Below are 21,694 nucleotides of genomic sequence, written 5' to 3'. Positions count from 1 at the left end.
GCCTGGGCGGCCGTCTTGCGGGGCGGACCGCGGTCCACCGATCAGTTCTGATTCTTCATAACGCTGCAGCGTTATGCAGAATCAAGACCGATAGCGGGAAGATCCGTCGAGGAGCAGGTCGAAGGGCTCGAGAGCGTCGCGCAGCTTGTTCCGGAGGCGGTCGGGTTCCTCGCAGTCGTCCCAGTCCCAGTGCGTCGGGTACAGCTTCCGCCCCATGAGCAGGCTGTCGCGTTGGATCCGCTGCTCCGAGGTGAACCCCTTCCCCTGCTTCCCCTTGCCGTCGAACTCGCCGACCACGCGCTCGGCCCACAGGAAGTCGACCCGCGCCTCGAGCGCACCCGCTTCGTTGAAGAACTCCCGCTGCAACTCCGGGCGCGGGATCTCGGGCCATTTGAGCATCAGCGCCCGGCTGCGGGACTCGCCGACGGACTCCGACAGCGGCGACGCCTCGGCCAGTGCGGCAAGCAGATTGGCGATCCCCCGCCGCCGACCGAGCCTGCCGATCGCCGCCTCCAGCTCCTCCCGCGAGACGCCCAACCGCAACGCCGCATCCAGCGCACAGACGGCCGCGACGAAATCACCGGCCAGCGCGAGGTCGAGCGCCGTTCGCGCGATCGACGTGACCGTCACCCCGTCGACCACGACGACGTCCTCCGCGTCCAGTCGTCGGACGTGCAGCCTGCGGCGCCCCCGCTTCGTTCCACCGCGGACGCCGTCCGCCGTGAAATCGACGGTGCGCCAATCGGAGTTCAGTGTCCCCATCCCGTGCACCGCGGCCGCCGCCTCATGGCTGAGCACCGTCGCGTCGCTCGATCTCTGCGCGGCGGCGATCGCGCTGAGCCGCAATTCCTCCCACGGCAGCAGCCTCCCACCGAGGTGGTAGACACCGCGCCACACCCGCGTCATCTTCTGCTCGCGTTGCCATACCCGGATCTGGCGATCCGTCGCACCGACTGCCAACAGTTCCTTCCGATGGCGGTGTTGTGCGGACGTGTCCTCCGACATGCTCATCCCCCTGACCGACGCCCCCACGCCGTCCGCTGCATTGTCGCGTACGCGCGCGAATCCGGGTGCGGTTCCCCTGTTCCCGGATCTGCCGCTATCGGTCTTGACTCTTCATAGCGTTGCAGCGTTATGCAGAGTCAAGACCGATCGGTGGACCGCGGTCCGCCGCGGAAGTCGGGCGCCGGAGCGGAGAAGGCACCGTCGGGGCCGCGCAGCGGCGGCCTCCCGGCACCCCTAGAAGTCCTGGAAGATGTTCTTCCGGCGCGCGAGGATGCGGTACAGCGACTGCTGGATGGTCTCGCGCACGTTGTCGGTGAGCTCGAAGACCACCATGGGGTCGTCCGCGTCGGCTTCGGTGAAGCGGTCCGTCGCGATCGGCTCACCGAACTCGATGTGCCACTTCGACGGTAGCGGGACCATGCCGAGCGGACCGAGCCACGGGAACAGCGGCGTGATCGGCGCGTAGGGCAGGCCAAGCAGACGCGCGACGGGCTTCACGTCCGCCAGCATCGGGTAGATCTCCTCGGCGCCCACGATCGACACGGGGATGATCGGGACCTGCGCGCGGATCGCGGCCGTCACGAAGCCGCCGCGCCCGAAGCGCTGCAGTTTGTACCGGTCGCGGTAGAGCTTGCCGATGCCCTTGAACCCTTCGGGCCACACCGCCACGAGCTCGCCCCGGGTGAGCAGTGCCTCCGCGTCGGCGTTGCAGGCGACGGTGGCGCCCATCTTGCGCGCGACCTCGCCGATGAACGGGTACTCGAAGGCCAGGTCCGCCGCCAACAGGCGTAGGTGACGCTGGTCCGGATGGTTGTCGTGCACCGCGACGGCCGACATCAGCCCGTCCAGCGGGATCACGCCGGAATGGTTCGCCACCAGCAGCGCGCCGCCCTCACGGGGCAGGTTCTCGGCACCCGTGGTGTCCACGCGGAACCACTTGTCGTACATCGGACGCAGCGCCGGCAGGAACACCGCGTCGGTGAGGTGCGGATCGAAACCGAAAGGATCGATGTCGTAGTCGCCGGTGAGACGCTCGCGGACGAAGGCGGCACCGTCGACCACCGATTCCACGGCGCGCTCGCGCCAGCCCGGACCGGGCTCGGCGGGCTGTGCCGCGGCCAGGTAGTCGGGGTTGAGGGCGTGCACCGTGGCCTCGCGGCGCGGGGCCGACGGTGCCGGGGTGCCGGTGAGCGCGGACGGGTGCCGCTGCTGCGCCCGCTCGCGCCCTTCGGAGCGAGCGGCGGTGTCGATGGACACGGGCAACTGCAGCACCTTCGCGTGCTGTGAGCCTGATGGGTTGGTCATAGATCTACCGTCCAGCCGTGCCGTCCTGAAGAGCCGATTCCCGCGAACCGTCGAGCGAGGGCCGCGACCCGTTGCTCGACACCCACGATCGACTCCACACCGATTGTAGGTTCTGCCGGGCCGTGGCGGGCGACGTCCTCCATGACCTGGCGCGTGGTGAACCGCGGCGCGAAGCCGAGGTCCTGCCGCATGCGCGTGGTGTCGAAGGCGTTGCCGAAGCTGAGGTAGGCGAGCTGCACCTTGTCCGTGGGGGTGCGGCCCCTGCCGCGGATCACGGCGACAGCGGGCCCGAAGGCGGGTTTGATCACCGGCAGCGGCATCCGGCCCGACAGGCGGATGGCCTGCGACATGGAGATGGCACCGTCGCCGGCGATGTTGAACGTGCCCGCCCTACCCGCGACCACGGCGTGCTCCAGCGCGCCCAGCGCGTCGTCCTGGTGCAGCAGCTGCAGCCTGGCGTCGCGGCCGATGATCGAGGGCACCACGGGCCGCTCGAACAGTGAGCCGAGCAGGGTCTCGATGTTGGGGCCGAGGATGGGGGCGAGCCGCAGCACCGTCAGGTCGATGTCGGTACGACGGCGGGCCATGCTGCGGGCGTAGGTCTCCGCGTCGAGCAGGTCACGCGGGTGACCGCTCGCCGCGGCCCCGCCGACCAGATCCTCGGTGACCAGCGCCGGGTTGCGCGACCGGGAGCCGTACACCTGGGTCGAGGAACGCATGACGACCCGCTTGACCGTCTCCGACTTCTGGCAGGCCGCGAACACCCGCATCGAGCCGAACACGATCGCGTCCTTCGTGGACGCCGACGGGAAGTGGTTGTCGGTGACCGAGGTGGAGCAGTGGACCACCGTGTCCACCTCGTTGGTCGCCATGATCTTGCCGAAGATGTGGCTGCGGTAGTCGACGCGGATGAACTCCGCGGGCTCCATCCGCCGGTGCAGCGCCTTGGTCGGCGGCACCGCGTCGACCCCGATCACGCGCTCGATGTCCGGCCGCTGGGCGAGCCGGCGCACGAGATAGCCGCCCACGAACGTGGACGCGCCCGTCACCATGACGACGCGCGGCGCATTGACGGCCGACTCACTCATTACTGAAGGGTAACCGGAAACACGAAAGCCCGCCCAGATCCTGGGCGAGCTCTCATGAAAGTGTGACCAGAAGGCCTACTTGCCGAGTTTCCTACGCTGCACCCGGGTGCGGCGGAGCAGCTTGCGGTGCTTCTTCTTCGACATGCGCTTGCGGCGCTTCTTGATCACTGAACCCATGGGTTCCTCACGTCTCTCTATCGAATTGCCATGATCGTGCGCGGCGGCCGGGTACGGAAAGAGCCCCCGCGTCCACGCAGCAGGCTTCTACTTTACCCGGCGCAGTGGCCCACGCGAAATCCACCCGGGCCACGTTCACCGCTGACGCCCTTCGGCGGAGCCTAGCCCGCGTCGAAGAACGAGGTCTGCAGGTAGTCGTGCACGGCCTTCTCGTGCACACGGAAGGACCTACCCACGCGCACCGCGGGGAGCTCCCCGTTGTGCACCAGGCGGTAGACCGTCATCTTCGACACCCGCATGAGGGTGGCGACCTCCGCCACCGTCAGGAACGACGAGCCGGCTGCCTGGGGAGCCTGAGCTCCGGCACCGATCTCGGCGGGCTTGCTGTTCTTGTTTGCAGACGCCATGAATTCCCTAACCTCCGGCACGTGTCGCGCCGCCGGCTTCCCCTCCGGCGGACCTGACACGCACGTGCTTCGAGCAGCTTAGCGGTACCAATGGGAATAATGCGACGGGAGTGAGCTAACCAAAGCTTCTACCCGAGGCGCCCGAGCTCGGCCGATCGCTCGGCACAGGCCCGAGTCGCCGCGTAAAACGCAGGTCGAAGGCCATTTTTCTCCAGCTCGCGGATCGCCGCCGCCGTCGTACCGCCCGGGGAAGTCACCGCCGCCCGGAGCTCGGTGGGTGACGGAGAAGTCTCAACCATTAGTGCACCTGCGCCCGCGATGGTGTGCGTGGCGAGGGTCGTGGCCTGGTCCCGGGTCAGCCCCAGATCCACTCCCGCGTCGATCATCGCCTCGGCGACGAGGAAGGCGTACGCGGGTCCGGAGCCCGACAGAGCGGTGAGCGCGTCCAGCTTCGATTCCGGCACCACCAGCACCTCGCCGACGGCCTCCATCACCGACCGGACCAGCGACACGTGCGTCTCCGTCGCATCCCGCCCGCCGGAGACACCGCTCATCGACTTGCCGACGAGCATCGCCGTGTTCGGCATGATCCGCACGACGGGGGTCCCCGCCGGCAGGACCGCTTCATAGGCCGCGGTGGGCACGCCGGCGGCCACGGAGGCCACGACGGCGCCGTCCCGCAACCCGGCCGCGACGTCGGGCAGGATCGCCGACACCACATCGGGCTTGACGGCGATCACAACGAGCCCGGCACCGTCGACCGCCTCCCCGATGGTGCCGACTGCACGGACCCCGTACCGCTCGGACAGCTCGCCGGCGCGGCCCGCGTGGGGCTCGGCCACCGTCAGCGATCCGGGCTCGTGCCCCGCGGCGACGAGGCCGCCCAGCAGCGCCTCCCCGATCCGCCCGCCGCCGATCAGCGCGATGTTCTCATTCATGTCGTTCCTCCAGGAGTCGTAGTGGTCGGTCAGCGGTTCGAGACCGGCATCATCGCCAGCTGCCGGGAGGTCGCGACGACCTGCCCGGACTCGTCGACCAGCAGGTGGTCCTCCTCGAACCAGCGCTGCCCGACGACGGGCGCGGACGCCCGGAAGCGCAGCCAGCCCTGGGCCGGCTCGCGACGCACCGACGCCGTCAGCGTGAGCGTGGGCGCCCACCCGACGCCGCCGAGGTTCGCCACGACGGGCAGCGAGATGTCGGTGGCGAGCAGGGCGAACAGGCCCGACAGCGGCTCCTCGCGCAGGCGCACCCAGCCGCGGGTCTCAGCGGGGCCGGTGCGGCCCTCGATCACCGGCAGCGTCGACGCGACGTAGCGGACCTCCGCGACCCGTCCGACCTTGAAGACCTTGGCCGCGGGGTGCTCGGGATCCCAGTCGAGGGCGTCGTCGGACGGAGTCGCGGGCATGTCGTCGAGGGGGTTCGGCTCGCGGTAGCGCTCCTCGCCCTCGTCGCGCTGCGCCAGCGTGACCGCGGCCTGGACGTACACGCGGTCGCCCTGCACGGCCTCGACGTTCACGACGGAGGTGGTGCGGCCCCGCTTGCTCACCCGGGTGCGCAGTTCGACGGTGCCCGGGTCGGGCGCGCCGAGGTACTCGGCCGAGATGACCACGGGCGCGACAGCGGGGTCGGCATCGTCGTCGCCGTCGCGGTAGGCGGCCTGCGCCGCCGACGCGAGCACCGCGAGCAGCGCGCCCCCGTGCACCTTCTTGCCCACCGACCAGGTGGGGTCGATCTCGGCGGTGTAACCGCCCGGGGCCGCCGTGACCGACACGAGGTCCGCGAACAAAGCCATCCTGCGCTCCTTACCGGGACGCCCCGGAGGATCCGGGGAGTCAGGCGGCCGGGGCGACGCGCAGATGCTCCCGCGCGAATTCCAGCGCCTCCGTGAGCATCGCACGTCGCTCCCCGGGCGTCTTCGCCGAGCCGGTCGCGATCTCGAGGATCACGTGGCCGTCGAAGCCGGACGCGGCGAGCCGGCGGCACACCTCGGCGGCCGGCTGGGTGCCGTGACCGGGCACGAGGTGCTCGTCGACGGCGGCGCCGAGCCCGTCGGTGAGATGCAGGTGACGCAGGCCGTCGCCCATGCGGTCCATGAGCGCGAGCGCATCGACGCCCGCGGTCGCGGTGTGCGAGAGGTCCAGGGTGTAGTTCGTGTAGCCCACGTCGGTCGGGTCGATCGACGGCGCGAAGGCCGAGACCGCCGTGCCCGGGTTACCGCGCCGCTTGAGCCGCTCGACGGACTCGCCGCGACGGAGGACGTCGAACCGGAGCGGGAACATGTTCTCCACGGCGACGGCCACGTCGCTGCCGTCCTCGAGCTCGCTCACCAGGTCGACGAAGTTCTCCGCGTAGCGCCGCTGCCACCGGAACGGCGGGTGCACGACGACGGTGTCCGCCCCGAGGTCCTCCGCGGCCGTGACGGCCCTGCCGAGCTTGGCCAGGGGATCCGATCCCCACACCCGCTGGCTGATGAGCAGACAGGGGGCGTGGACGGACAGCACCGGCACGTCGTAGCGCATGGACAGCCCCGCCACGTTCGCGATGTCCTGGCTGGCCGTCTCGTGCCAGATCATGAGCTCGACGCCGTCGTAGCCGACCTCGGCGGCGTACCGGAACGCGTCCTCGAGCTTCTCGGGGTAGACCGAGGCGGTCGACAGGCCGACCGCGATACCGCTCACGTGGCCGAGGGTACTCAGTTCGCGCCGAGCGCCATCAGCAGCGGGCCGAACGTGATCACCAGGCCCACGAGGAGGGCCAGACCCAGCGTCAGGTAGTCGGTGGTCTTCCGCAGGAAGTGCGTGAAGGTCACGATGCCGATGATCACGATGAAGGCCAGCACGACCGTCAGCGCGATGGTCGGCATGCCGCCGCCCCAGTTCCACAGCTTGAAGAAGCCGAAGAACAGGCCGGCGCCGGCGGCGATGCCGAGCACGACCTCCGCCGCGAGTACGAGCCAACCGCGACCCGCCCCGGTCGATGTCGCCTTCTCGGCGTCGTCCTCGTGGTCCGTGGACTTCGCGAGGAAGTCCGAGGTCCCCTCGGCGCCGAGCGCGGCGCGGGCCTCATCGATCTGCTCGACGCTCATCCGTCCGGTGTCCGGGACCGACGGTGCCGCACCCTCGCCGTCCGCGGACTCCGGGACGTCCGTCACGGGGGCCACGTCGACGGTGTCGTCCGTCTCGATCTCCGCGAACCGGGCCTGCCGCTCACGGACCTGGGCGGTGTTGAAATCGGCGGTCGCCATGATCGGGGCCTCGGCCTGATCCCAGCGCGACCACGCGAAGTTCTCCTCGGCATGCCCCTCGTCGGTGTGGTGCACGACGTCGACGCCCTCGACCCCGTCCGCGAGGTCCTGCGCCGCGGGCTCCGCCGGCGCCTCCTCGGCACGGGCCTCGCCGACGGCGGCCGCCAGGAACGACGACGTGATCGGCTCGTCCTCGCTCTGCGCGGCCTCAGCCGCGGGCTCGGGCTCGGGCTCGGCGGGCTCCTCGACGACCTGCGCCGGGGCGGCGTGGACCTCCTCGACGACCTGCGCATCGACGGCGTGCGACTCGGCGTCCTGCGGCGCACCGTCGGACTGCACAGCCTGTGGGGTCTCAGCGGCCTGCGGGGCGGGCTCGTCGTCGCGGACGACGGGGATCTCCCCCGTCAGCTCGGCGACGGTGACGGAGTTCTCCCCGCCGCGGTGGCGCCGACGGCGACCACCCGACGCCGCCGGGGCGCCGCCTTCCCTGGCGAGCAGCTCCGCCAGCGAAATCCTTCGCTCCTCGCTCATGCACGTCACCGTCCTGTGGTTCGTCGGCCCCGTGGGCCGCGCGTACGCCGGTGTTGTCACAACCGCCACACACGCCAATCTGGTCTGTCGCAGATCCTACTTCTTCACCGCACCGCGACCACGACGGCGCGCGCGGCGATCTACCATCTTACTCACAGCATTTACTGGACTTTACCGCCGTGTTCCGGTGTGAAACCCGCCTGCGTATCCAGATAACGGAGGATCACGCCCTCGCGCAACGCCCACGGGCAGATGTCGAGCGCCTCGACGTTCAGCGAGCGCATCGCCGCCTCGGCCACCAGTGCCCCGGCCACGATCTGCCCCGCGCGATCGGAGCTGAGCCCTTCGAGCTCCTTCCGGTCGGCGGCCGTCATCCGGCTGATGAACCCGATGAGCTGGCGCAGGCTGCTCGCGGTGAGCGTGCGCTTGACCCGAGGTCCGGCGGACGAGGGTGCGGCCCCCGTCAGGCGCGCGAGCGTCCGCATCGTCTTCGACGTGCCCGCGACCATGTCCGGGGTGCCGGCCGCGAGCAGGCGCTCCGCACCGGGGGCGATCTCGGCGTCGAGCCAGTCGCGCAGCATGCTCACGCGGCGACGGCCGGGCGGGTCCTCCGGCAGCCACTCGCGGGTGACGCGCCCCGCGCCCAGGGGCAGCGACAGCGCGACATCGGGCTCCTCGTCGACACCGTTGCTCATCTCCAGCGAGCCGCCGCCGATGTCGATGTTGAGCACGCGGCCGACGCTCCAGCCGTACCAGCGGCGCACCGCGAGGGCGGTGAGGCGGGACTCGTCGGCGCCCGAGAGCACCTCGACGTCGACGCCGCTCTCGGCCTTGACGTGGGCGAGGACGCTGTCGGTGTTGCTGGCGTCGCGCACCGCGGAGGTGGCGAAGGCCATCACCTGCGCGCAGCCCGAGCTCGTGGCGATGTTGGTGAACTCGGAGACGGACGAGACCAGCGCGTCCTCGCCCGCCTGGCTGAGGCGGCCGCTCGGCTCGATCTTCTCGGCCAGCCGCAGCGTGGCCTTGGTCGAGCTCATCGGAGTCGGATGTGCACCCCAGTGGGCGTCGACCACCAACAGGTGCACCGTATTGGACCCGATGTCGAGTACTCCCAATCTCACGATGCCAATCTAGACCCGACTACCGTGGGCACCGTGACCGACCTTCCCATGCCCGGCCTGCGGCGGCCCGTTCCGGAAGTACCGCTGGACTTCCCGCGCGAGTGGCTCGAGTTCCCCGATCCCGCCGATCCGAACCACCTCATCGCGGCGGACCTCACGTGGCTGCTCTCGCACTGGACGTGCATGTTCGGCACCGACTCGTGCCACGGCATCGAGCCGGGCCGGGAGACCGACGGCTGCTGCAGCCACGGCGCGTTCCTGTCCGACTCCGGCGACCGGAAGCGGCTCAAGAAGGCCGTCGCGAAGCTCACGGACGCCGACTGGCAGTTCCGGTCGAAGGGCCTGGGCAAGAAGGGATACCTCGAGGAGGACGACCTCGACGACGAGCCCGCGATCCGGACGCGCAGGTACGACGGCGCCTGCATCTTCCTCAACCGCCCCGGGTTCGCGGGCGGGCAGGGCTGCGCCTTGCACGCGATGGCGCTGCGCACCGGGGTGGAACCGCTCACCGTCAAACCCGATGTCTGCTGGCAGCTTCCGGTCCGGCGCACGCAGGAGTGGGTCGAGCGGCCGGACGGCGAGCAGATCCTGCGCACCACGATCGGCGAGTACGACCGGCGGGGTTGGGGCGCAGGCGGACTCGACCTGCAGTGGTACTGCACCGGCTCGCCCGAAGCGCACGTCGGGGCGCAGCAGGTGTGGCAGAGCTACGCACCGGAGCTGACCGAGCTGCTCGGCGAGCAGGCCTATGCGGCGCTGGCGCGGGAGTGCGCGGCGCGCAAGGACTCCCTCGTCGCCGTGCACCCGGCCACCGCGGCCGCGACGGAGCGGCAGAGCTACGACATGAAGTACGTGGAGCTCTAAGCGAGCCCGTCCAGGCCGTGCAGGTTCTTGGCCGTCGGACTCGTCTCGACGGTGGCGGGGTCCGGGTAGGTCCCCAGCACCCGGTCGGACGTGCCCGACGTGGTGACGGAGAACCAGTAGTGCTCGTTCTTGAAGTGGTGCAGGCGATGGCTGCGCCAGACGGCCTTGTAGGCGCGGCTCCGCGGCTTGTAGTCGGTGTGGACGAGGTAGTGCGTCCACTCGTAGCCGAGCAGGAAGACAGCCTCGACCAGCATGAAGGTGAGGGTCGCGTGCAGCGGCGCGCCGATCAGCGCGCCCACGCCCAGCGGCGCGGCGAGGCCGAGGCCCGCTATCACCCAGGGCAGCGCCCGAGTGGGGATGAACACCAGATCGACATCGCGGGGAGCGGCGTGGTGCCGGCGGTGATCGCGCGCGAGCAGGGTGTCGATCGTGAGCGGCCCGACGGTGCGCGGCCGCCAGTGCAGCACGAAGACGTGGATCACCCACTCCAGGAACGGGAACAGCGCGGCGAAGACCAGCGGGGCCCACAGGTCCGACAGCCCTCCCTCGCCGACGAGCACCCGGGCTGCGAGGGTTCCGGCGAGGAACACCAGGATCATCCAGGGCGTCGGATGGCGCAGGAATTCGCGGGCGGCGGAGCCGAGGGTGACGCCGCGGCGGGCCGCGCGATCGGTGGTGGTCATGACTGCTCCATCTCATCGAGGAATCCGCCGAGGACGTCCGTCGCGCCGCCGAGAACGGCCCGCGCGGCCGCGCGGGCGGCGGTGGCGTCGCCGTCGAGCACGGCGGCGCTGAGCGCGCGGTACCGGTCCGCGGGTTCGGCCGCGGCGACGGCGTCGGCGACGACGCCGAGCATCGGCTCGTAGACGCGTCGCATGCCGTTGAAGATGAGCGACATCGCGATCGAATCGGCGCCGCGGACGAGGTGGTCCCAGTAGACGAGGGCCGCGGCCTGCTGCGCCGGTCCGTTCGGGGCGGCCTCGATCGCCGCCAGCGCTGTCGTGAGCGGCTCCGCCAGGGCGTCCGCGGCGCGGGCCGCCGCCTTCTCCGCGATCCACGGCCCGAGGTACTCGCGCACCTCGAGCACGCTGCGCACCACGGACGGATCGACGACGGCACCGTCGGGCGCGGCGACGAGCAGGTGCGGCAGCAGGTCGAGCCCGCCCGTGCGGGTCACGTCATTGACGATCGCCCCGTCGCCCTGCCGGACCTCGACGTGCCCGGACGTCGCGAGGCGCGCGATCGCCTCCCGAACGACGGGCCGCGAGACGCCGAGCGCCTCCGCCAGCTTGCGCTCGCTGGGCAGCCGCGAGCCGACGGGCGCCGACCCGCTGACCAGCTGGTTCAGCAGCTGATCGTGCACCTCGTCGGCGGCCGACCGCCGGGTTACCGCACTCAGTTCCATGCCGGAACAGTAACGTCAACACGGTCCGGTGGTCAAGTGGTCAGACCAATATACTTCAGGCCCGACGCCGAAACGCCGGGCTGTGAAGCTCAGGGCTCGAGCTTGTAGCCCAGCCCGCGGACGGTGACCAGGTGCTTGGGGTTGGCCGGATCCGCCTCGATCTTGCTGCGCAGGCGCTTGACGTGCACGTCGAGGGTCTTGGTGTCGCCCACGTAGTCGGCGCCCCAGACCCGGTCGATGAGCTGCCCGCGGGTGAGCACGCGGCCGCTGTTGCGCAGCAGGTACTCGAGCAGGTCGAACTCCTTGAGCGGCAGGGTCACCGCCTCTCCCCCGACGGTGACCACGTGCCGCTCGACATCCATCCGGACGGGGCCGCCCTCGAGGACGCCGTCGTCCAGGCCGTCGGCGGCCGCGGTGTCGGCGCCGCGGCGCAGCACGGCGCGGATGCGGGCGATGAGCTCGCGGGCGGAGTAGGGCTTGGTGACGTAGTCGTCGGCGCCCAGCTCGAGCCCCACGACCTTGTCGATCTCGCTGTCCCGTGCGGTCACCATGATGACGGGCACGGACGAGCGGGCGCGCAACTGCTTGCACACGTCGGTGCCGCTCATGCCGGGCAGCATGAGGTCGAGCAGCACGATGTCCGCGCCGGTGGCGTCGAAGTGCCGCAGGGCCTCGGCCCCGTCGCCCACGACGGTGGTCTCGAACCCCTCCTTGCGGAGCAGGAACGCGAGCGGGTCGGCCAGCGACTCCTCGTCCTCGACGATCAGTACGTGTGTCACCGCAGTACATCCTCACTGTGGTCATCGCGCTCCGCAGGTTCCGGGTCCGGGTCGCCCAGCGCCGGCAGTACCAGCGTGAAGGTCGAGCCCATGCCCGGTTTGCTCCAGAGCCTAATGGTGCCGCCGTGGTTCGCGGCGACGTGTTTGACGATGGCGAGACCGAGCCCGGTCCCGCCCGTCATCCGGGACCGCGCCTTGTCGACGCGGAAGAAGCGCTCGAAGACGCGCTCCTGGTCTTCGGGGGCGATGCCGATGCCCCTGTCGGTGACGGCGATCTCCACCGCGGCGGCACCGCCGGGACCGGCGGCGGGGCGCAGGCGCCGGCTGATCGAGACCTGGGTGTTCTGCGGCGAGTAGGCGATCGCGTTGGAGATGAGGTTCGACAGCGCGGTGAGCAGCAGCGTGTCGTCGCCGCGGATCTCCAGGCCGGAGGGTTCGTCGACGATGAGCGAGATGTTGCTGGCCTCCGCGGTCACCTGGGCGCGGGCGACGGCCTCGCCGACCACGTCGTCGACCTCGACGCCGCCGAGGTCGGGCAGCTTCTCGGCGCCCTGCAGCCGCGAGAGCGCGATCAGTTCGTTGACCATGTTGCCCATGCGGGTCGACTCGACGAGGACGCGGGAGCCGAAGTGCTGCACCGCCTCCGGATCGTCGACGGACTCCAGCAGCGCCTCCGCCAGCAGGCCGATCGCACCGACCGGCGTCTTGAGCTCGTGCGAGACGTTCGCCACGAAGTCGCGGCGGGTGGCCTCCATGCGCTGGTTCTCGGTGTCGTCGTCGGCGTAGAGCACCGCGTACTGCTCGTCGGGCTGCCCGCCGTGGATCAGATCCACGCGGCAGCGCAGGGCGATGCTCGCGCGATCGGATCGGCGCGAGATCGTCAGTTCGACGGTGCGCGGCGCCCCGGTCTCGAGGACCTGGGACGCGGCCGCCCACACGCGGTCGTCGAGGAGCTGCTCCCGGACGAGGGAGAACTCCTCGGCGCGGGCGTTGCACAGGATCACGTCGCGGAACCCGTCCACGACCACCAGCGCGGTGGGCGAGTCCCGGATCACGGCGCGGTGCAACTCGGCCACCGTCATCCGGGTGGGGCCCGTCTCCGCGGGGGCTGCGACGCGCTGCCGGACCCGGCGCGCGAGCCATCCGATGAGTGCGCCCGCCAGGGCGGACACCACGCACAGGACCACAGTCACGCGGTCAGTGTACCCAGGTTCTCGACCGATCTTTCACATCGGGAACGACTGGTGAACAACCGGTTACCGGTCGGCGGCCACCTCGACAACATCGGCGTACTCGGGGTGCTTCTCGGCGTACTTCGCCACGTACGAGCACACGGCGCGCGCCCTCTTCCCCGAGTCCCGGACGTCGTCGAGCGCCGCCTTGGTGAGGACAGCCGCGTAGCCGTTCCCGGCGTGCGTCTCGTGCACCACGGTGTGGGTGAGCAGCCGGACGTCGACCTCGTCCACGTAGTCGAGGTAGCCCGCCTGCTCGCCGTCCACGGTGAGTACGTAGCGCTCCCGCTCCGGGGAGTGAGTCACAGTCACGTCAGCCATGTGAGCCACGTTATCCCGTCGTCCGTAGACCCGCCTGAGGAGAACTTAAGGGGCGGTACCGAAAATCCGGCTACTTGCCACCCTGGTTGGCGACCGCGGCCGCGCCCGCGGCCGCGGCCTCGGGATCGAGGTAGGTGCCGCCCGGATTGGCGACCGAGCCGTCCTCGTTGAACGAGTAGGTCAGCGGGATGCCGGTGGGGATGTTCAACGCGGCGATGTCGGCGTCGGAGATGCCGTCGAGGTGCTTGACCAGCGCGCGCAGCGAGTTGCCGTGCGCGGCGACGAGCACCGTCTCGCCCTGGGCGACGCGCGGCTCGATGACGGCCTGGTAGTACGGGATGAAGCGCTTGACCACGTCGAGCAGGCACTCGGTGAGCGGCACCTGCGGCAGGAGCGCGTACCGGGGGTCCTCGGTCTGGCTGTATTCGTTCGCCGGGTCGATCGCGGGGGGCGGGGTGTCGTAGCTGCGGCGCCAGAGCATGAACTGCTCGTTGCCGTACTTGTCCTTGGTCTCGGCCTTGTTCAGCCCCTGCAGTGCGCCGTAATGACGCTCGTTGAGGCGCCAGTCGCGGACCACGGGGATCCAGTGCCGGTCCGCGGCGTCCAGTGCGAGGTTCGCGGTCGTGATCGCGCGGCGCAGCAGCGAGGTGTAGACGACGTCGGGCAGCAGGCCGTTCTCCTTGAGCAGCTCGCCGCCGCGGGCGGCCTCGCCGCGCCCCTTCTCCGTGAGGGCCACGTCGACCCAGCCGGTGAACTGGTTGGACGCGTTCCACTCGCTCTCGCCGTGACGGAGCAGGATCAGGGTGCCGTAAGTCATGGGGCGCAGTCTATCGCCCGGCGGATCGGTCCACGCAGGTCCGCGAGGCTCTCCTCGTCCGATCTCGGCGCCGCGAGCGATCGGGCGCCGTACAGCCGATCGAACAGCAGTCCCTCGAGCAGGCTGATCAGGTCCCGCGCAGCGGATACGGGGTCCGTCGCGCCGCGTCCGCGGAACAGTTCCGTCGCGAGCGGGACGGAGAACAGACAGGTCGCCAGGGGTTCCGCGAGCCCCTCGGCCGCGGCGTCGGGCGCAAGGGCGTACCGCGCGAGCGCGTCGCGCCGGCGAACCGTGAGCAGGAGGTGCAGTTGGTGCGTCATCACGTCCGTCGCGTCATCGGGTTCGACGGTGCGCGGCACCACCTTCTCGAACTCGGCGCGCGACCGCTCCCGGAGGTGCTCGATCGCGGCCGTGAGGAGCGCGGCGCGGGTGCGGTAGTAGTACGACGCCGACCCCTTCGGCAGCTCGAGCCGCCGGTCGACGGCGCCGTGCGAGATCGCCCGGTTACCGCCGGCGGCCGCGAGGTCGAGCACCGCCTCGCAGATCGCCGCGCGTCGCTCATCCACGACGTACTCCTTTCGATTCCCGGCGGTTTCGGCGGCGAACCCCCAGGTCGCGGTCGCCGAAACCACGACCAATTGCGGCACACGCCCCGATCCTCTACAACTATAGAGACTCTACGTTCATAGAGGATCAGGAGCACGCCATGGATGATGACGTACGGACCGTCGACGACACTGCGCGCTGGGTCGCGCACCACCGGGCGGTCGAATCGGCCCGGACGGACGCGCTGTTCCGCGACCCGTTCGCGGCCCGCCTCGCCGGAGCATCGGGTGCGGCGATCGCCGCGTCCGCATCGGCCGCACCGGCCTCCGTCGGCGGAGACGGCTGGTACCTCACCGCCCGGACCGTGCTCATCGACCGCGCGGTGACCACCGCGATCGCCGAGGGCTGCGGCACCGTCGTCAACCTGGGCGCAGGTCTCGACGCCCGGCCGTACCGGCTCGACCTGCCCGCGGATCTCGAGTGGATCGAGGTCGACCTACCCGCGATCCTCGACCACAAGGCCTCGATCCTCGCGGACGAGTCGCCGCGGTGCCGCCTGCGGCGAGTGCCACTCGACCTGACGGACGTCGACGCCCTCTCGGCGTTGCTCGCCTCTGTGAATCCGCGACGCAGCGAGCACACGAGGCCGGATCAGGCCTCGTACGGCCGCAGATCCGTGGATTCACAGCGCCGGACCGCCGTCCTCTCGGAGGGGCTGATCATGTACCTCTCCCCCGACGAGGCCGACGCCCTCGCGGACACGCTGCTCGCCGCGCGCATCGATCGGTGGTGCCTCGACCTCAGCGCCGCGGGCGTGGGAAAACTGATGGCACAGCGGAATCAGGGGATCCTCCGGCGCGCGCCGTGGCGGTTCCTGCCTGCCGACGGCGTGGCCCACTTCGAGCGGCGCGGCTGGGTCGCCGACACCGTCGAACCGCTGTTCCCGGCCGCGGTGGCGATGGGCCGATTCGACGGGGCCGAGGCGCACCGTCTGGCTGCTGCACCGCAGCCCGACCCGCGCAATCCGGGCGGCGCCCCGTAGAGCGGGGTCGTGACCTACAGGGCGCGGACGTGATCGAGTAGCCGCGCGGGCGGGCGGCCGTCCTCGACGACGGACCATCCCTCGGCATCCGGGTAGGCGCCGAACGCCACGACGACGGCACCGTCGCGCTCCGGGCCGGGAACCACGGCGCCCCTCGAGACCTGCTGCCCACCGGCCGATCCCGGCATCAGCGCCGCGGACGGGGCAGTGATCACCGTGCTCCCCGCCGCTCGCAGTTCTCCGGCGGCCGCCCGACACTGCGCGTAACTCTCGACGCCACCGACGAGGACCGACTCGGGGAGGTCGACCCGCACCGGCTCGCCGAGATCGATGTCGATGCACCACAGCGCACGACTGACACCGGCGAGATCCTCGACCTCGGTGATCTCCTCGTGGCGGAGGAATTCGGCCCAGGCGCCGTCGGGCGTGTCCGCGAGGTACTGCACAGGACCCTCACCGGTGCCGTGCCACCGGCCCGGCGGTTGTTCGCCGCTCTCCCCGAGGAACGGGTAGCGCCGATCGGCGTTGCGGAACAGCCTCATACGCCCATCCCGGCGATGAGGGCCTCGGCGAGGTCCCGCACGGCGCGGACGTCCGGGCCGTCCGCGTTCCACTCTCCGGCCAGGATGTCCGACGGTGCGCGACCGCCGAGCGCCGTGCGGGTGCGCCGGAACCATCGACGGATCCCGTAGTCGTTGTACGAGCCCGCGAGGTCGGCGACGATCTGCGTCAGCACGTGCAGGCGCTCCGCGACGACATCGGGCGTGGCCCGTGAACCGTTGCGGTAGCGCGCCATCGACGACGGCGACACCCCGACGAGCAGCGCGAGCTCGTCGCCGAGGATGGCCGCCATCGGTTCCCACTCCGCCTCGGGGATCGGGCTCTCCACGATCGCGTCCAGCATCCGCTGTGCGGACTGCACCGCGAGGCGGCCCACGCCGAGGCCCTGCAGGACGGTGACCGCACCATCGTACGACTCGACGTCACCGGTGGCGCGATGCAACAGCCCCGCGAAACTCACGACCCGCCGCGGCGCATCAGCGAAGGCGAGATCGATCGGTGGACGAATTTCGGAGGTATTCACATCTCCGAATCTACGCCGTTCACGGTCCGGCCGCTACTGCGAATCCCGCCAGCGCAGCAGGGCCTCGATCACGGTGTAGTCGAAGGCCGGCGCGGAGAGCTCGGCGGTAAACTCCGTCGCACCCTCGGCCACGAGCTGGTCGGCGAAGGCGATCGCCTCGTCGACGCCGACGCCGCGCGGGATGGCGACGTTGTGCGCGATGGACCGCGGGTCGCGGCCGATCTTCTCGCACGCCTGCGCGAGCACCGCCGACTTGTGCCGGTAGGTCTCGAGGTCAAGGAAGTAGTGCCACACCGAGGCGTACTGCGCGACCAGCGGCAGGGTCTTCTTCTCGCCGCCACCGCCGATGAGGATCGGGATGTCGCGCGTGGGAGCGGGATTGAGCTTGGCCCACCGCTCCGTGATGCGCGGCAGCGCGGTCCCGAGATCGTCGAGGCGGCTGCCCGCGGTGCCGAAGTCGTAGCCGTACTCGTCGTAGTCGCGCTGGAACCAGCCCGAGCCGATGCCGAGGATCAGCCGGCCCTTGGAGATGTGGTCGACGGTGCGCGCCATGTCGGCGAGCAGGTCCGGGTTGCGGTAGCTGTTGCAGGTCACCAGCGCGCCGATCTCGATACGCGAGGTCTGCTCCGCCCACGCGGCGAGCATGGTCCAGCACTCGAGATGGGTGCCGTCCGGATCGCCCGACAGCGGGAAGAAGTGGTCCCAGTTGTAGACGATGTCGACGCCGAGGTCCTCGAGCTTGGCGACGGCGTCGCGGAGCTGCTGGTAGTCGGTGAAGTGCTGGGGCTGAAGTTGAACTCCGATGCGCATGGCGTCGACGCTACTCAGCGCTCCGCGGACGCGCCCGCCGAACCGGGAAGCACCGTCGCCGCCAGCGCGAACGCCGCGAGCACGGCGACCCCGACGGCCGCCGCAATACCGGTCCAGCCGGCGGCGGCGAAGGCGATGCCCGCTGCGGCGCCCACCACGGACGAACCGGCGTAGTAGCAGAACAGGTAGCCCGACGAGGCCTCGGCGCGGTGCTCCGTCGCGAGGACGCCCACCCACCCGCTCGCGACGCTGTGCGCCGCGAAGAAGCCGGCGGTGAAGACGACCATCCCGGCGAGGACGGCGGGCGTCGCATCGGGGAGGGTGAGCAGCAGTCCGGAGCCCATGGTCGCGATCGCGGCGAGGAGGACGCGCCGTCGGCCGATCCTGTCCGCGAGCCGGCCCGCCGCGCCGGACGAGAAGGTCCCCGCGAGGTAGATCAGGAAGACCAGCCCGACGATCCCCGGCGCGAACCGGAAAGGTGCAGCCAGCAACCGGAATCCGAGGAAGTTGTAGACACTGACGAAGCCGCCCATGAGCAGGAAGGCGAGCACGAACAGTACGGCGAGTGCCGGACGACGCAGATGCGCCGCCATCGCGCGCACGGTGGTCGACACCGAGACCGGTTTCGGCACATGAAACTTCGATGCGGGCAGGGCCCGGATCATCACCACGGTGAGCGCCGCGGCGGCCACGGCGAACACCTCCATGGCACCGCGCCACGGCATCAGGTCCAGCCCGGCCGCGGTCACCACCCGGCCGAGCAGCCCGCCGATCGTGGTCCCCGCGACGTAGCGCCCCATCGCGCCGCCGAGGTCGCGCCCGTCGACCTCCTCGGCGAGGTAGGCCATCGCGACCGCGGGCACGCCCGCGAGCGCGATCCCCTGCAGCGCGCGGAGGATCAGCAGCACGGGCAGCGTGGGGGCCAGCGGGATCACCAGGCCCAGTCCGACCGCGGCGACGGCGGACGCCGTCATCACGCGGGTCCGGCCGAAGCGTTCGGACAGCGCGCTGACGGGGATGATCGCCAGCGCGAGCAGGCCGGTGGTGACGGACACCGCGAGCGCGGAGACCGCCGGCGCGGCTCCGAAGACCCGAGTCAGCTCGGGGAGCACGGCCTGCGTCGAGTACATGGATCCGAAGGTGGTCAGTCCTGCCACGAACAGCGCGAGGGTGGTCCGACGGTACGCGGGCGTCCCGGCGCGCAGTGGCGCGGTCCTCGAGGGTTCGACGGTGGCGGTCACACTCACGACGATGCTCCGAAAACACCGATGTGTGAAATGCATGAATCAACAAAACTTGATAGAAACAGCGTATGACCGCAGTTGGTAGGCCGGGTCCAAGCACCTCGGACGACCTCGTCCGGTTCATCACACTGGCCGAGACCGAGCACATGACCGATGCCGCGGCGGCCTTGCGGATCACTCAGCCGACCCTGTCACGCACGCTCGCCCGGCTGGAGTCGGACCTCGGGGCACCACTCTTCGACCGGCGGCACGGACGGCTCCTGCTCAACGCCAGCGGCGAGATCTACCTCGACCACGCCCGCCGCGCGCACGCCGAACTGGAAGCCGCGCGGGCACAGATCGCGGACCTCCGCAGTCCGTCACAGGGCACGATCCGGCTGTCCTTCCTGCATTCCTTCGGCGTCGCGATGGTGCCGCGGCTCGTCTCCGGGTTCCGCGCGCGGGAGCCGCGCGTGGGGTTCGAGCTGTCCCAATTCGCCGCCGGCACCGTCACCGAGCGGGTCCTCGCCGACGAGGCGGACCTCGCCATCGTCTCGCCGCGCCCCGCCACGGGCGCGGTGGCATTCGGTCTGCTCGCGGTCCAGCGGCTCGCGCTCGCCGTACCCGCCGAGCATCCCCTCGCCGGACGCGCCTCCGTGCATCTGTCGGAAGCGGCCGACGCGGACTTCATCACGATGCATCCCGAGTTCGGCCTGCGTCGGATACTCGAGGAGCGGTGTGCGGCAGCGGGCTTCCGGCCGCGGATCGCGTTCGAGTCGTCGGAATCGTTCACCGTCGCGGGTCTCGTCGCAGCCGGGCTGGGGGTGGCGCTGCTCCCGGTCGACCAGGATCCGCTGTGGCCGCCGGGGCTCGTCCTGGTTCCCATGTCCGGCCCCGCACCGACCCGCGAGGTGGGGCTCATCTGGCGTCCCGATGTCGCGCTCCCCCGCGCCGTCCGAGCCTTCCGGGACTACGCCCTCGATCAGGCGGCGTGAACGGTCACCGTCGGACGGCGACGGCGAAGATCCGGCGGAACGGGAGCACCGTCCCGAAATCCCGTGGCGGGTAGGCGATGTTGAGTTCCGCCTTGTAGCGCGAGACGAAGGCGTCGCGCTCGGCACCGTCGAGTCCGGCCAGTACGGGCCGCGCTCCGGTGCCGGAGATCCACTCGAAGACGGCGTCGGGCCCCTGGAGTACGTGGAGGTAGGTGGTCTCCCAGACGTCCACGTCCCAGCCCGGGCGCTGCAGCGCAGCAAGGTATTCGGCAGGGTCACGGACATCGACCCGGCGGAAGTCGGTCACTCCGAACTCCGCGGCCACGGCCGCGAGGAGCACGTGCGAGGGTGCGTCCTGGTTGCCCGGGACCTGGAAGGCGAAGGCGCGCGCAGCACCGTCCGCGGCGATGGGCAGGAGATCGATGTGACGGTCGATCCACTGGTACATGGCGTTCGAGACGATCACGTCGGGCTGCTCGCCCGACGGACGCCAGGTCGCGGCGTCGCCGGACGCGAACATGGCGTTCGGGTCGGTGACATCGGCGCGGGCCCGCGCGATCATCTCCTCGCTCGAGTCGACACCGTGTATCGCGGCCTCCGGCCAGCGCGCGCGGAGGGGCGGGACGTCGTTGCCAGGGCCGCAGCCCAGATCGACGACGGTGCGCGCGTCCCCGGGGACCCGGGCGAGCAGGTCGAGGAAGGGGCGGGTGCGTTCGTCGCCGTAGCGGAGGTACTGGGATGGATCCCACCGATGCAAAGTCATACAATCATCCAATCAATTGATTGAGTGGAGAGGTGGACCGTGACCGCAACAACCGACGACCCGCACGTGCTGAGCATCGCCCACGTCGATCTGGTCCGCAACGGCCGAGCCCTCCTCGACGATGTGTCCCTCACGGTACGCCGGGGCGAGCACTGGGTCCTGCTCGGCGCGAACGGCGCCGGCAAGTCGACGCTGCTCGGGCTGTGCGGCGCGGTCACCCACCCCACGCGCGGCACCGTCGACGTGCTCGGCAAGCGGCTCGGGCGGGTCGACATGCGCGAGCTGCGAACGCACATCGGACACGTGAATCCCCGCCACCGACTGGATGTTCCGCTGTCGGTGCGAGATGTCGTGCTCACCGGCCTGACGAACACGCCGGAGTTCCCTCCCCGCTGGGTCCCGACCGACGCGCAGCGGGGACGCGCCGATGAGCTCGTCGACTCCCTCGGCATGACCCGGCACGCGGAGTCCGTGTGGCCGACGCTGTCCCAGGGCGAGCGCGGCCGGGCGCTGATCGCGCGCGCACTCATGGGCTCGCCGGCACTCCTGTTGCTCGACGAGCCGGCGACGGGCCTCGACCTCGCCGCGCGCGAGATCCTCCTGACCGCCGTCGACGGTGCGCGGCGCGCCCACCCCGAGCTCGCCTCGATACTGGTGACGCATCACCTCGAAGAGATCCCCGTGACCACCACCCACGCCGTGCTCATCCGGGACGGACGCATCACCGCCGCCGGCGTGGTCAACGAGGTGCTGACCACCGAGGCCATCAGCCACGCCTTCGACCACCCGATCAACATCTCCCGGCAATACGGGCGGTGGACGGCGCAGTCCCGCTGATCGCCCGAGAATGTGTGGTCGTTCGTACTCATGATCGTTGAGACGGATGACCGCACATTTCTGTCGGTGGGACGGTGTTGACTGAGCAGTCCCCGACG

26 protein-coding genes are annotated in these 21,694 nt (G+C 70.5%); 4 read left to right on the top strand and 22 right to left on the bottom strand.

The window, feature by feature from the left end:
- Positions 1–81: 81 nt before the first annotated feature.
- From AXK60_RS27185 to AXK60_RS21185, 10 genes are all read right to left on the bottom strand, one after another.
- Positions 82–1,005, bottom strand: a complete 924-nt coding sequence (locus AXK60_RS27185) for a hypothetical protein (RefSeq protein ID WP_156485646.1) — start codon at positions 1,003–1,005, stop codon at positions 82–84.
- 234 nt (positions 1,006–1,239) lie between these two features.
- Positions 1,240–2,310 carry a lysophospholipid acyltransferase family protein gene (locus tag AXK60_RS21220; RefSeq protein ID WP_068574232.1) on the bottom strand — a complete coding sequence of 357 codons (1,071 nt, stop codon included), beginning with the start codon at positions 2,308–2,310 and terminating at the stop codon, positions 1,240–1,242.
- On the bottom strand, positions 2,307–3,398 hold the full coding sequence (locus AXK60_RS21215) for an NAD-dependent epimerase/dehydratase family protein (protein WP_068574230.1): 1,092 nt from the start codon (positions 3,396–3,398) through the stop codon (positions 2,307–2,309). The genes AXK60_RS21220 and AXK60_RS21215 overlap by 4 nt, the downstream gene beginning before the upstream one ends.
- 75 nt (positions 3,399–3,473) lie before the next feature.
- The gene (locus tag AXK60_RS25970) at positions 3,474–3,575 is read right to left on the bottom strand and encodes a 30S ribosomal protein bS22 (RefSeq protein WP_003402602.1); all 102 of its coding nucleotides are present in this window, start codon (positions 3,573–3,575) and stop codon (positions 3,474–3,476) included.
- Positions 3,576–3,736: 161 nt separating this feature from the next.
- The gene (locus AXK60_RS21210; RefSeq protein WP_068574228.1) at positions 3,737–3,982 is read right to left on the bottom strand and encodes a helix-turn-helix domain-containing protein; all 246 of its coding nucleotides are present in this window, start codon (positions 3,980–3,982) and stop codon (positions 3,737–3,739) included.
- A 128-nt stretch (positions 3,983–4,110) separates the two neighbouring features.
- The gene (gene proC, locus AXK60_RS21205) at positions 4,111–4,920 is read right to left on the bottom strand and encodes a pyrroline-5-carboxylate reductase (RefSeq protein WP_068574226.1); all 810 of its coding nucleotides are present in this window, start codon (positions 4,918–4,920) and stop codon (positions 4,111–4,113) included.
- 29 nt (positions 4,921–4,949) lie between these two features.
- Positions 4,950–5,774: a thioesterase family protein gene (locus tag AXK60_RS21200; protein ID WP_068982559.1), complete on the bottom strand. Its 825-nt coding sequence runs from the start codon at positions 5,772–5,774 to the stop codon at positions 4,950–4,952.
- A 40-nt stretch (positions 5,775–5,814) separates the two neighbouring features.
- Complete coding sequence (locus tag AXK60_RS21195) at positions 5,815–6,660, bottom strand: sugar phosphate isomerase/epimerase family protein (protein ID WP_068574223.1); 846 nt, start codon at positions 6,658–6,660, stop codon at positions 5,815–5,817.
- Positions 6,661–6,674: 14 nt separating this feature from the next.
- Complete coding sequence (locus AXK60_RS21190) at positions 6,675–7,757, bottom strand: hypothetical protein (RefSeq protein WP_068574221.1); 1,083 nt, start codon at positions 7,755–7,757, stop codon at positions 6,675–6,677.
- 161 nt (positions 7,758–7,918) lie between these two features.
- A complete protein-coding gene (locus AXK60_RS21185) occupies positions 7,919–8,878 on the bottom strand; it encodes a Ppx/GppA family phosphatase (protein ID WP_068574219.1) in 960 nt (319 codons plus the stop codon).
- 48 nt (positions 8,879–8,926) lie between these two features.
- Between AXK60_RS21185 and AXK60_RS21180 the strand changes: the two genes are divergently transcribed.
- Positions 8,927–9,742, top strand: a complete 816-nt coding sequence (locus AXK60_RS21180) for a DUF3109 family protein (protein ID WP_068575279.1) — start codon at positions 8,927–8,929, stop codon at positions 9,740–9,742.
- Here AXK60_RS21180 and AXK60_RS21175 read toward each other — a convergent pair.
- The 7 genes from AXK60_RS21175 to AXK60_RS21145 form a co-directional block, all read right to left on the bottom strand.
- On the bottom strand, positions 9,739–10,425 hold the full coding sequence (locus AXK60_RS21175) for a sterol desaturase family protein (protein WP_068574218.1): 687 nt from the start codon (positions 10,423–10,425) through the stop codon (positions 9,739–9,741). The genes AXK60_RS21180 and AXK60_RS21175 overlap by 4 nt on opposite strands.
- On the bottom strand, positions 10,422–11,147 hold the full coding sequence (locus AXK60_RS21170) for a FadR/GntR family transcriptional regulator (RefSeq protein WP_068574216.1): 726 nt from the start codon (positions 11,145–11,147) through the stop codon (positions 10,422–10,424). Before AXK60_RS21170 ends, AXK60_RS21175 begins: the two co-directional genes overlap by 4 nt.
- A gap of 89 nt (positions 11,148–11,236) precedes the next feature.
- A complete protein-coding gene (locus AXK60_RS21165; RefSeq protein WP_068574213.1) occupies positions 11,237–11,926 on the bottom strand; it encodes a response regulator transcription factor in 690 nt (229 codons plus the stop codon).
- Complete coding sequence (locus AXK60_RS21160; protein WP_082778170.1) at positions 11,923–13,119, bottom strand: sensor histidine kinase; 1,197 nt, start codon at positions 13,117–13,119, stop codon at positions 11,923–11,925. The genes AXK60_RS21165 and AXK60_RS21160 overlap by 4 nt, the downstream gene beginning before the upstream one ends.
- 63 nt (positions 13,120–13,182) lie before the next feature.
- A complete protein-coding gene (locus AXK60_RS21155; protein WP_068574209.1) occupies positions 13,183–13,479 on the bottom strand; it encodes a GNAT family N-acetyltransferase in 297 nt (98 codons plus the stop codon).
- Between the two features lie 70 nt (positions 13,480–13,549).
- Positions 13,550–14,296, bottom strand: a complete 747-nt coding sequence (locus tag AXK60_RS21150) for a phosphoglyceromutase (RefSeq protein ID WP_068574207.1) — start codon at positions 14,294–14,296, stop codon at positions 13,550–13,552.
- The gene (locus AXK60_RS21145) at positions 14,293–14,862 is read right to left on the bottom strand and encodes a TetR/AcrR family transcriptional regulator (protein ID WP_068575278.1); all 570 of its coding nucleotides are present in this window, start codon (positions 14,860–14,862) and stop codon (positions 14,293–14,295) included. The genes AXK60_RS21150 and AXK60_RS21145 overlap by 4 nt, the downstream gene beginning before the upstream one ends.
- 140 nt (positions 14,863–15,002) lie before the next feature.
- On the opposite strand from AXK60_RS21145, the gene AXK60_RS21140 reads away from it, so the two are divergent.
- Entirely contained in the window at positions 15,003–15,884 is an 882-nt protein-coding gene (locus tag AXK60_RS21140) for a class I SAM-dependent methyltransferase (RefSeq protein ID WP_068574205.1), read from the top strand.
- Positions 15,885–15,898: 14 nt separating this feature from the next.
- On the opposite strand, the gene AXK60_RS21135 is transcribed toward AXK60_RS21140, so the two are convergent.
- Genes AXK60_RS21135 through AXK60_RS21120 form a run of 4 tightly spaced genes read right to left on the bottom strand, consistent with a single transcriptional unit; the run spans position 15,899 to position 19,061 of the window.
- Positions 15,899–16,426: an RES family NAD+ phosphorylase gene (locus tag AXK60_RS21135; protein ID WP_068574203.1), complete on the bottom strand. Its 528-nt coding sequence runs from the start codon at positions 16,424–16,426 to the stop codon at positions 15,899–15,901.
- Entirely contained in the window at positions 16,423–16,968 is a 546-nt protein-coding gene (locus AXK60_RS27180; protein WP_175400082.1) for a hypothetical protein, read from the bottom strand. The genes AXK60_RS21135 and AXK60_RS27180 overlap by 4 nt, the downstream gene beginning before the upstream one ends.
- Before the next feature lie 33 nt (positions 16,969–17,001).
- Positions 17,002–17,778, bottom strand: a complete 777-nt coding sequence (locus AXK60_RS21125) for an LLM class F420-dependent oxidoreductase (protein ID WP_068574199.1) — start codon at positions 17,776–17,778, stop codon at positions 17,002–17,004.
- 14 nt (positions 17,779–17,792) lie between these two features.
- Positions 17,793–19,061 carry an MFS transporter gene (locus AXK60_RS21120; protein ID WP_082778168.1) on the bottom strand — a complete coding sequence of 423 codons (1,269 nt, stop codon included), beginning with the start codon at positions 19,059–19,061 and terminating at the stop codon, positions 17,793–17,795.
- Between the two features lie 29 nt (positions 19,062–19,090).
- Here AXK60_RS21120 and AXK60_RS21115 point away from each other — a divergent pair, with 29 nt between their 5' ends.
- A complete protein-coding gene (locus tag AXK60_RS21115; protein WP_068574195.1) occupies positions 19,091–19,996 on the top strand; it encodes a LysR family transcriptional regulator in 906 nt (301 codons plus the stop codon).
- Between the two features lie 4 nt (positions 19,997–20,000).
- On the opposite strand, the gene AXK60_RS21110 is transcribed toward AXK60_RS21115, so the two are convergent.
- On the bottom strand, positions 20,001–20,759 hold the full coding sequence (locus AXK60_RS21110) for a methyltransferase domain-containing protein (RefSeq protein WP_068574193.1): 759 nt from the start codon (positions 20,757–20,759) through the stop codon (positions 20,001–20,003).
- 39 nt (positions 20,760–20,798) lie between these two features.
- Here AXK60_RS21110 and AXK60_RS21105 point away from each other — a divergent pair, with 39 nt between their 5' ends.
- The gene (locus AXK60_RS21105; RefSeq protein WP_068575277.1) at positions 20,799–21,596 is read left to right on the top strand and encodes an ABC transporter ATP-binding protein; all 798 of its coding nucleotides are present in this window, start codon (positions 20,799–20,801) and stop codon (positions 21,594–21,596) included.
- The last annotated feature ends 98 nt before the right edge of the window (positions 21,597–21,694 follow it).

The organism is Tsukamurella pseudospumae, assembly GCF_001575195.1.
In the GTDB taxonomy this organism is placed as follows: domain Bacteria; phylum Actinomycetota; class Actinomycetes; order Mycobacteriales; family Mycobacteriaceae; genus Tsukamurella; species Tsukamurella pseudospumae.
This window is presented reverse-complemented; position numbering and strand designations above follow the sequence as displayed.

Coding starts and splice junctions, on each gene's coding strand:
- AXK60_RS21140 (WP_068574205.1), top strand. CDS start 15,003: ATGGATGATGACGTACGGACCGTCGACGACACTGCGCGCTGGGTCGCG.
- AXK60_RS21175 (WP_068574218.1), bottom strand. CDS start 10,425: ATGACCACCACCGATCGCGCGGCCCGCCGCGGCGTCACCCTCGGCTCC.
- AXK60_RS25970 (WP_003402602.1), bottom strand. CDS start 3,575: ATGGGTTCAGTGATCAAGAAGCGCCGCAAGCGCATGTCGAAGAAGAAG.
- AXK60_RS21150 (WP_068574207.1), bottom strand. CDS start 14,296: ATGACTTACGGCACCCTGATCCTGCTCCGTCACGGCGAGAGCGAGTGG.
- AXK60_RS21170 (WP_068574216.1), bottom strand. CDS start 11,147: ATGGAACTGAGTGCGGTAACCCGGCGGTCGGCCGCCGACGAGGTGCAC.
- proC (WP_068574226.1), bottom strand. CDS start 4,920: ATGAATGAGAACATCGCGCTGATCGGCGGCGGGCGGATCGGGGAGGCG.
- AXK60_RS21190 (WP_068574221.1), bottom strand. CDS start 7,757: ATGAGCGAGGAGCGAAGGATTTCGCTGGCGGAGCTGCTCGCCAGGGAA.
- AXK60_RS21115 (WP_068574195.1), top strand. CDS start 19,091: ATGACCGCAGTTGGTAGGCCGGGTCCAAGCACCTCGGACGACCTCGTC.
- AXK60_RS21135 (WP_068574203.1), bottom strand. CDS start 16,426: ATGAGGCTGTTCCGCAACGCCGATCGGCGCTACCCGTTCCTCGGGGAG.
- AXK60_RS21125 (WP_068574199.1), bottom strand. CDS start 17,778: ATGCGCATCGGAGTTCAACTTCAGCCCCAGCACTTCACCGACTACCAG.
- AXK60_RS21200 (WP_068982559.1), bottom strand. CDS start 5,774: ATGGCTTTGTTCGCGGACCTCGTGTCGGTCACGGCGGCCCCGGGCGGT.
- AXK60_RS21180 (WP_068575279.1), top strand. CDS start 8,927: ATGCCCGGCCTGCGGCGGCCCGTTCCGGAAGTACCGCTGGACTTCCCG.
- AXK60_RS21210 (WP_068574228.1), bottom strand. CDS start 3,982: ATGGCGTCTGCAAACAAGAACAGCAAGCCCGCCGAGATCGGTGCCGGA.
- AXK60_RS21215 (WP_068574230.1), bottom strand. CDS start 3,398: ATGAGTGAGTCGGCCGTCAATGCGCCGCGCGTCGTCATGGTGACGGGC.
- AXK60_RS27185 (WP_156485646.1), bottom strand. CDS start 1,005: ATGTCGGAGGACACGTCCGCACAACACCGCCATCGGAAGGAACTGTTG.
- AXK60_RS21110 (WP_068574193.1), bottom strand. CDS start 20,759: ATGACTTTGCATCGGTGGGATCCATCCCAGTACCTCCGCTACGGCGAC.
- AXK60_RS21155 (WP_068574209.1), bottom strand. CDS start 13,479: ATGGCTGACGTGACTGTGACTCACTCCCCGGAGCGGGAGCGCTACGTA.
- AXK60_RS21120 (WP_082778168.1), bottom strand. CDS start 19,061: ATGCATTTCACACATCGGTGTTTTCGGAGCATCGTCGTGAGTGTGACC.
- AXK60_RS21220 (WP_068574232.1), bottom strand. CDS start 2,310: ATGACCAACCCATCAGGCTCACAGCACGCGAAGGTGCTGCAGTTGCCC.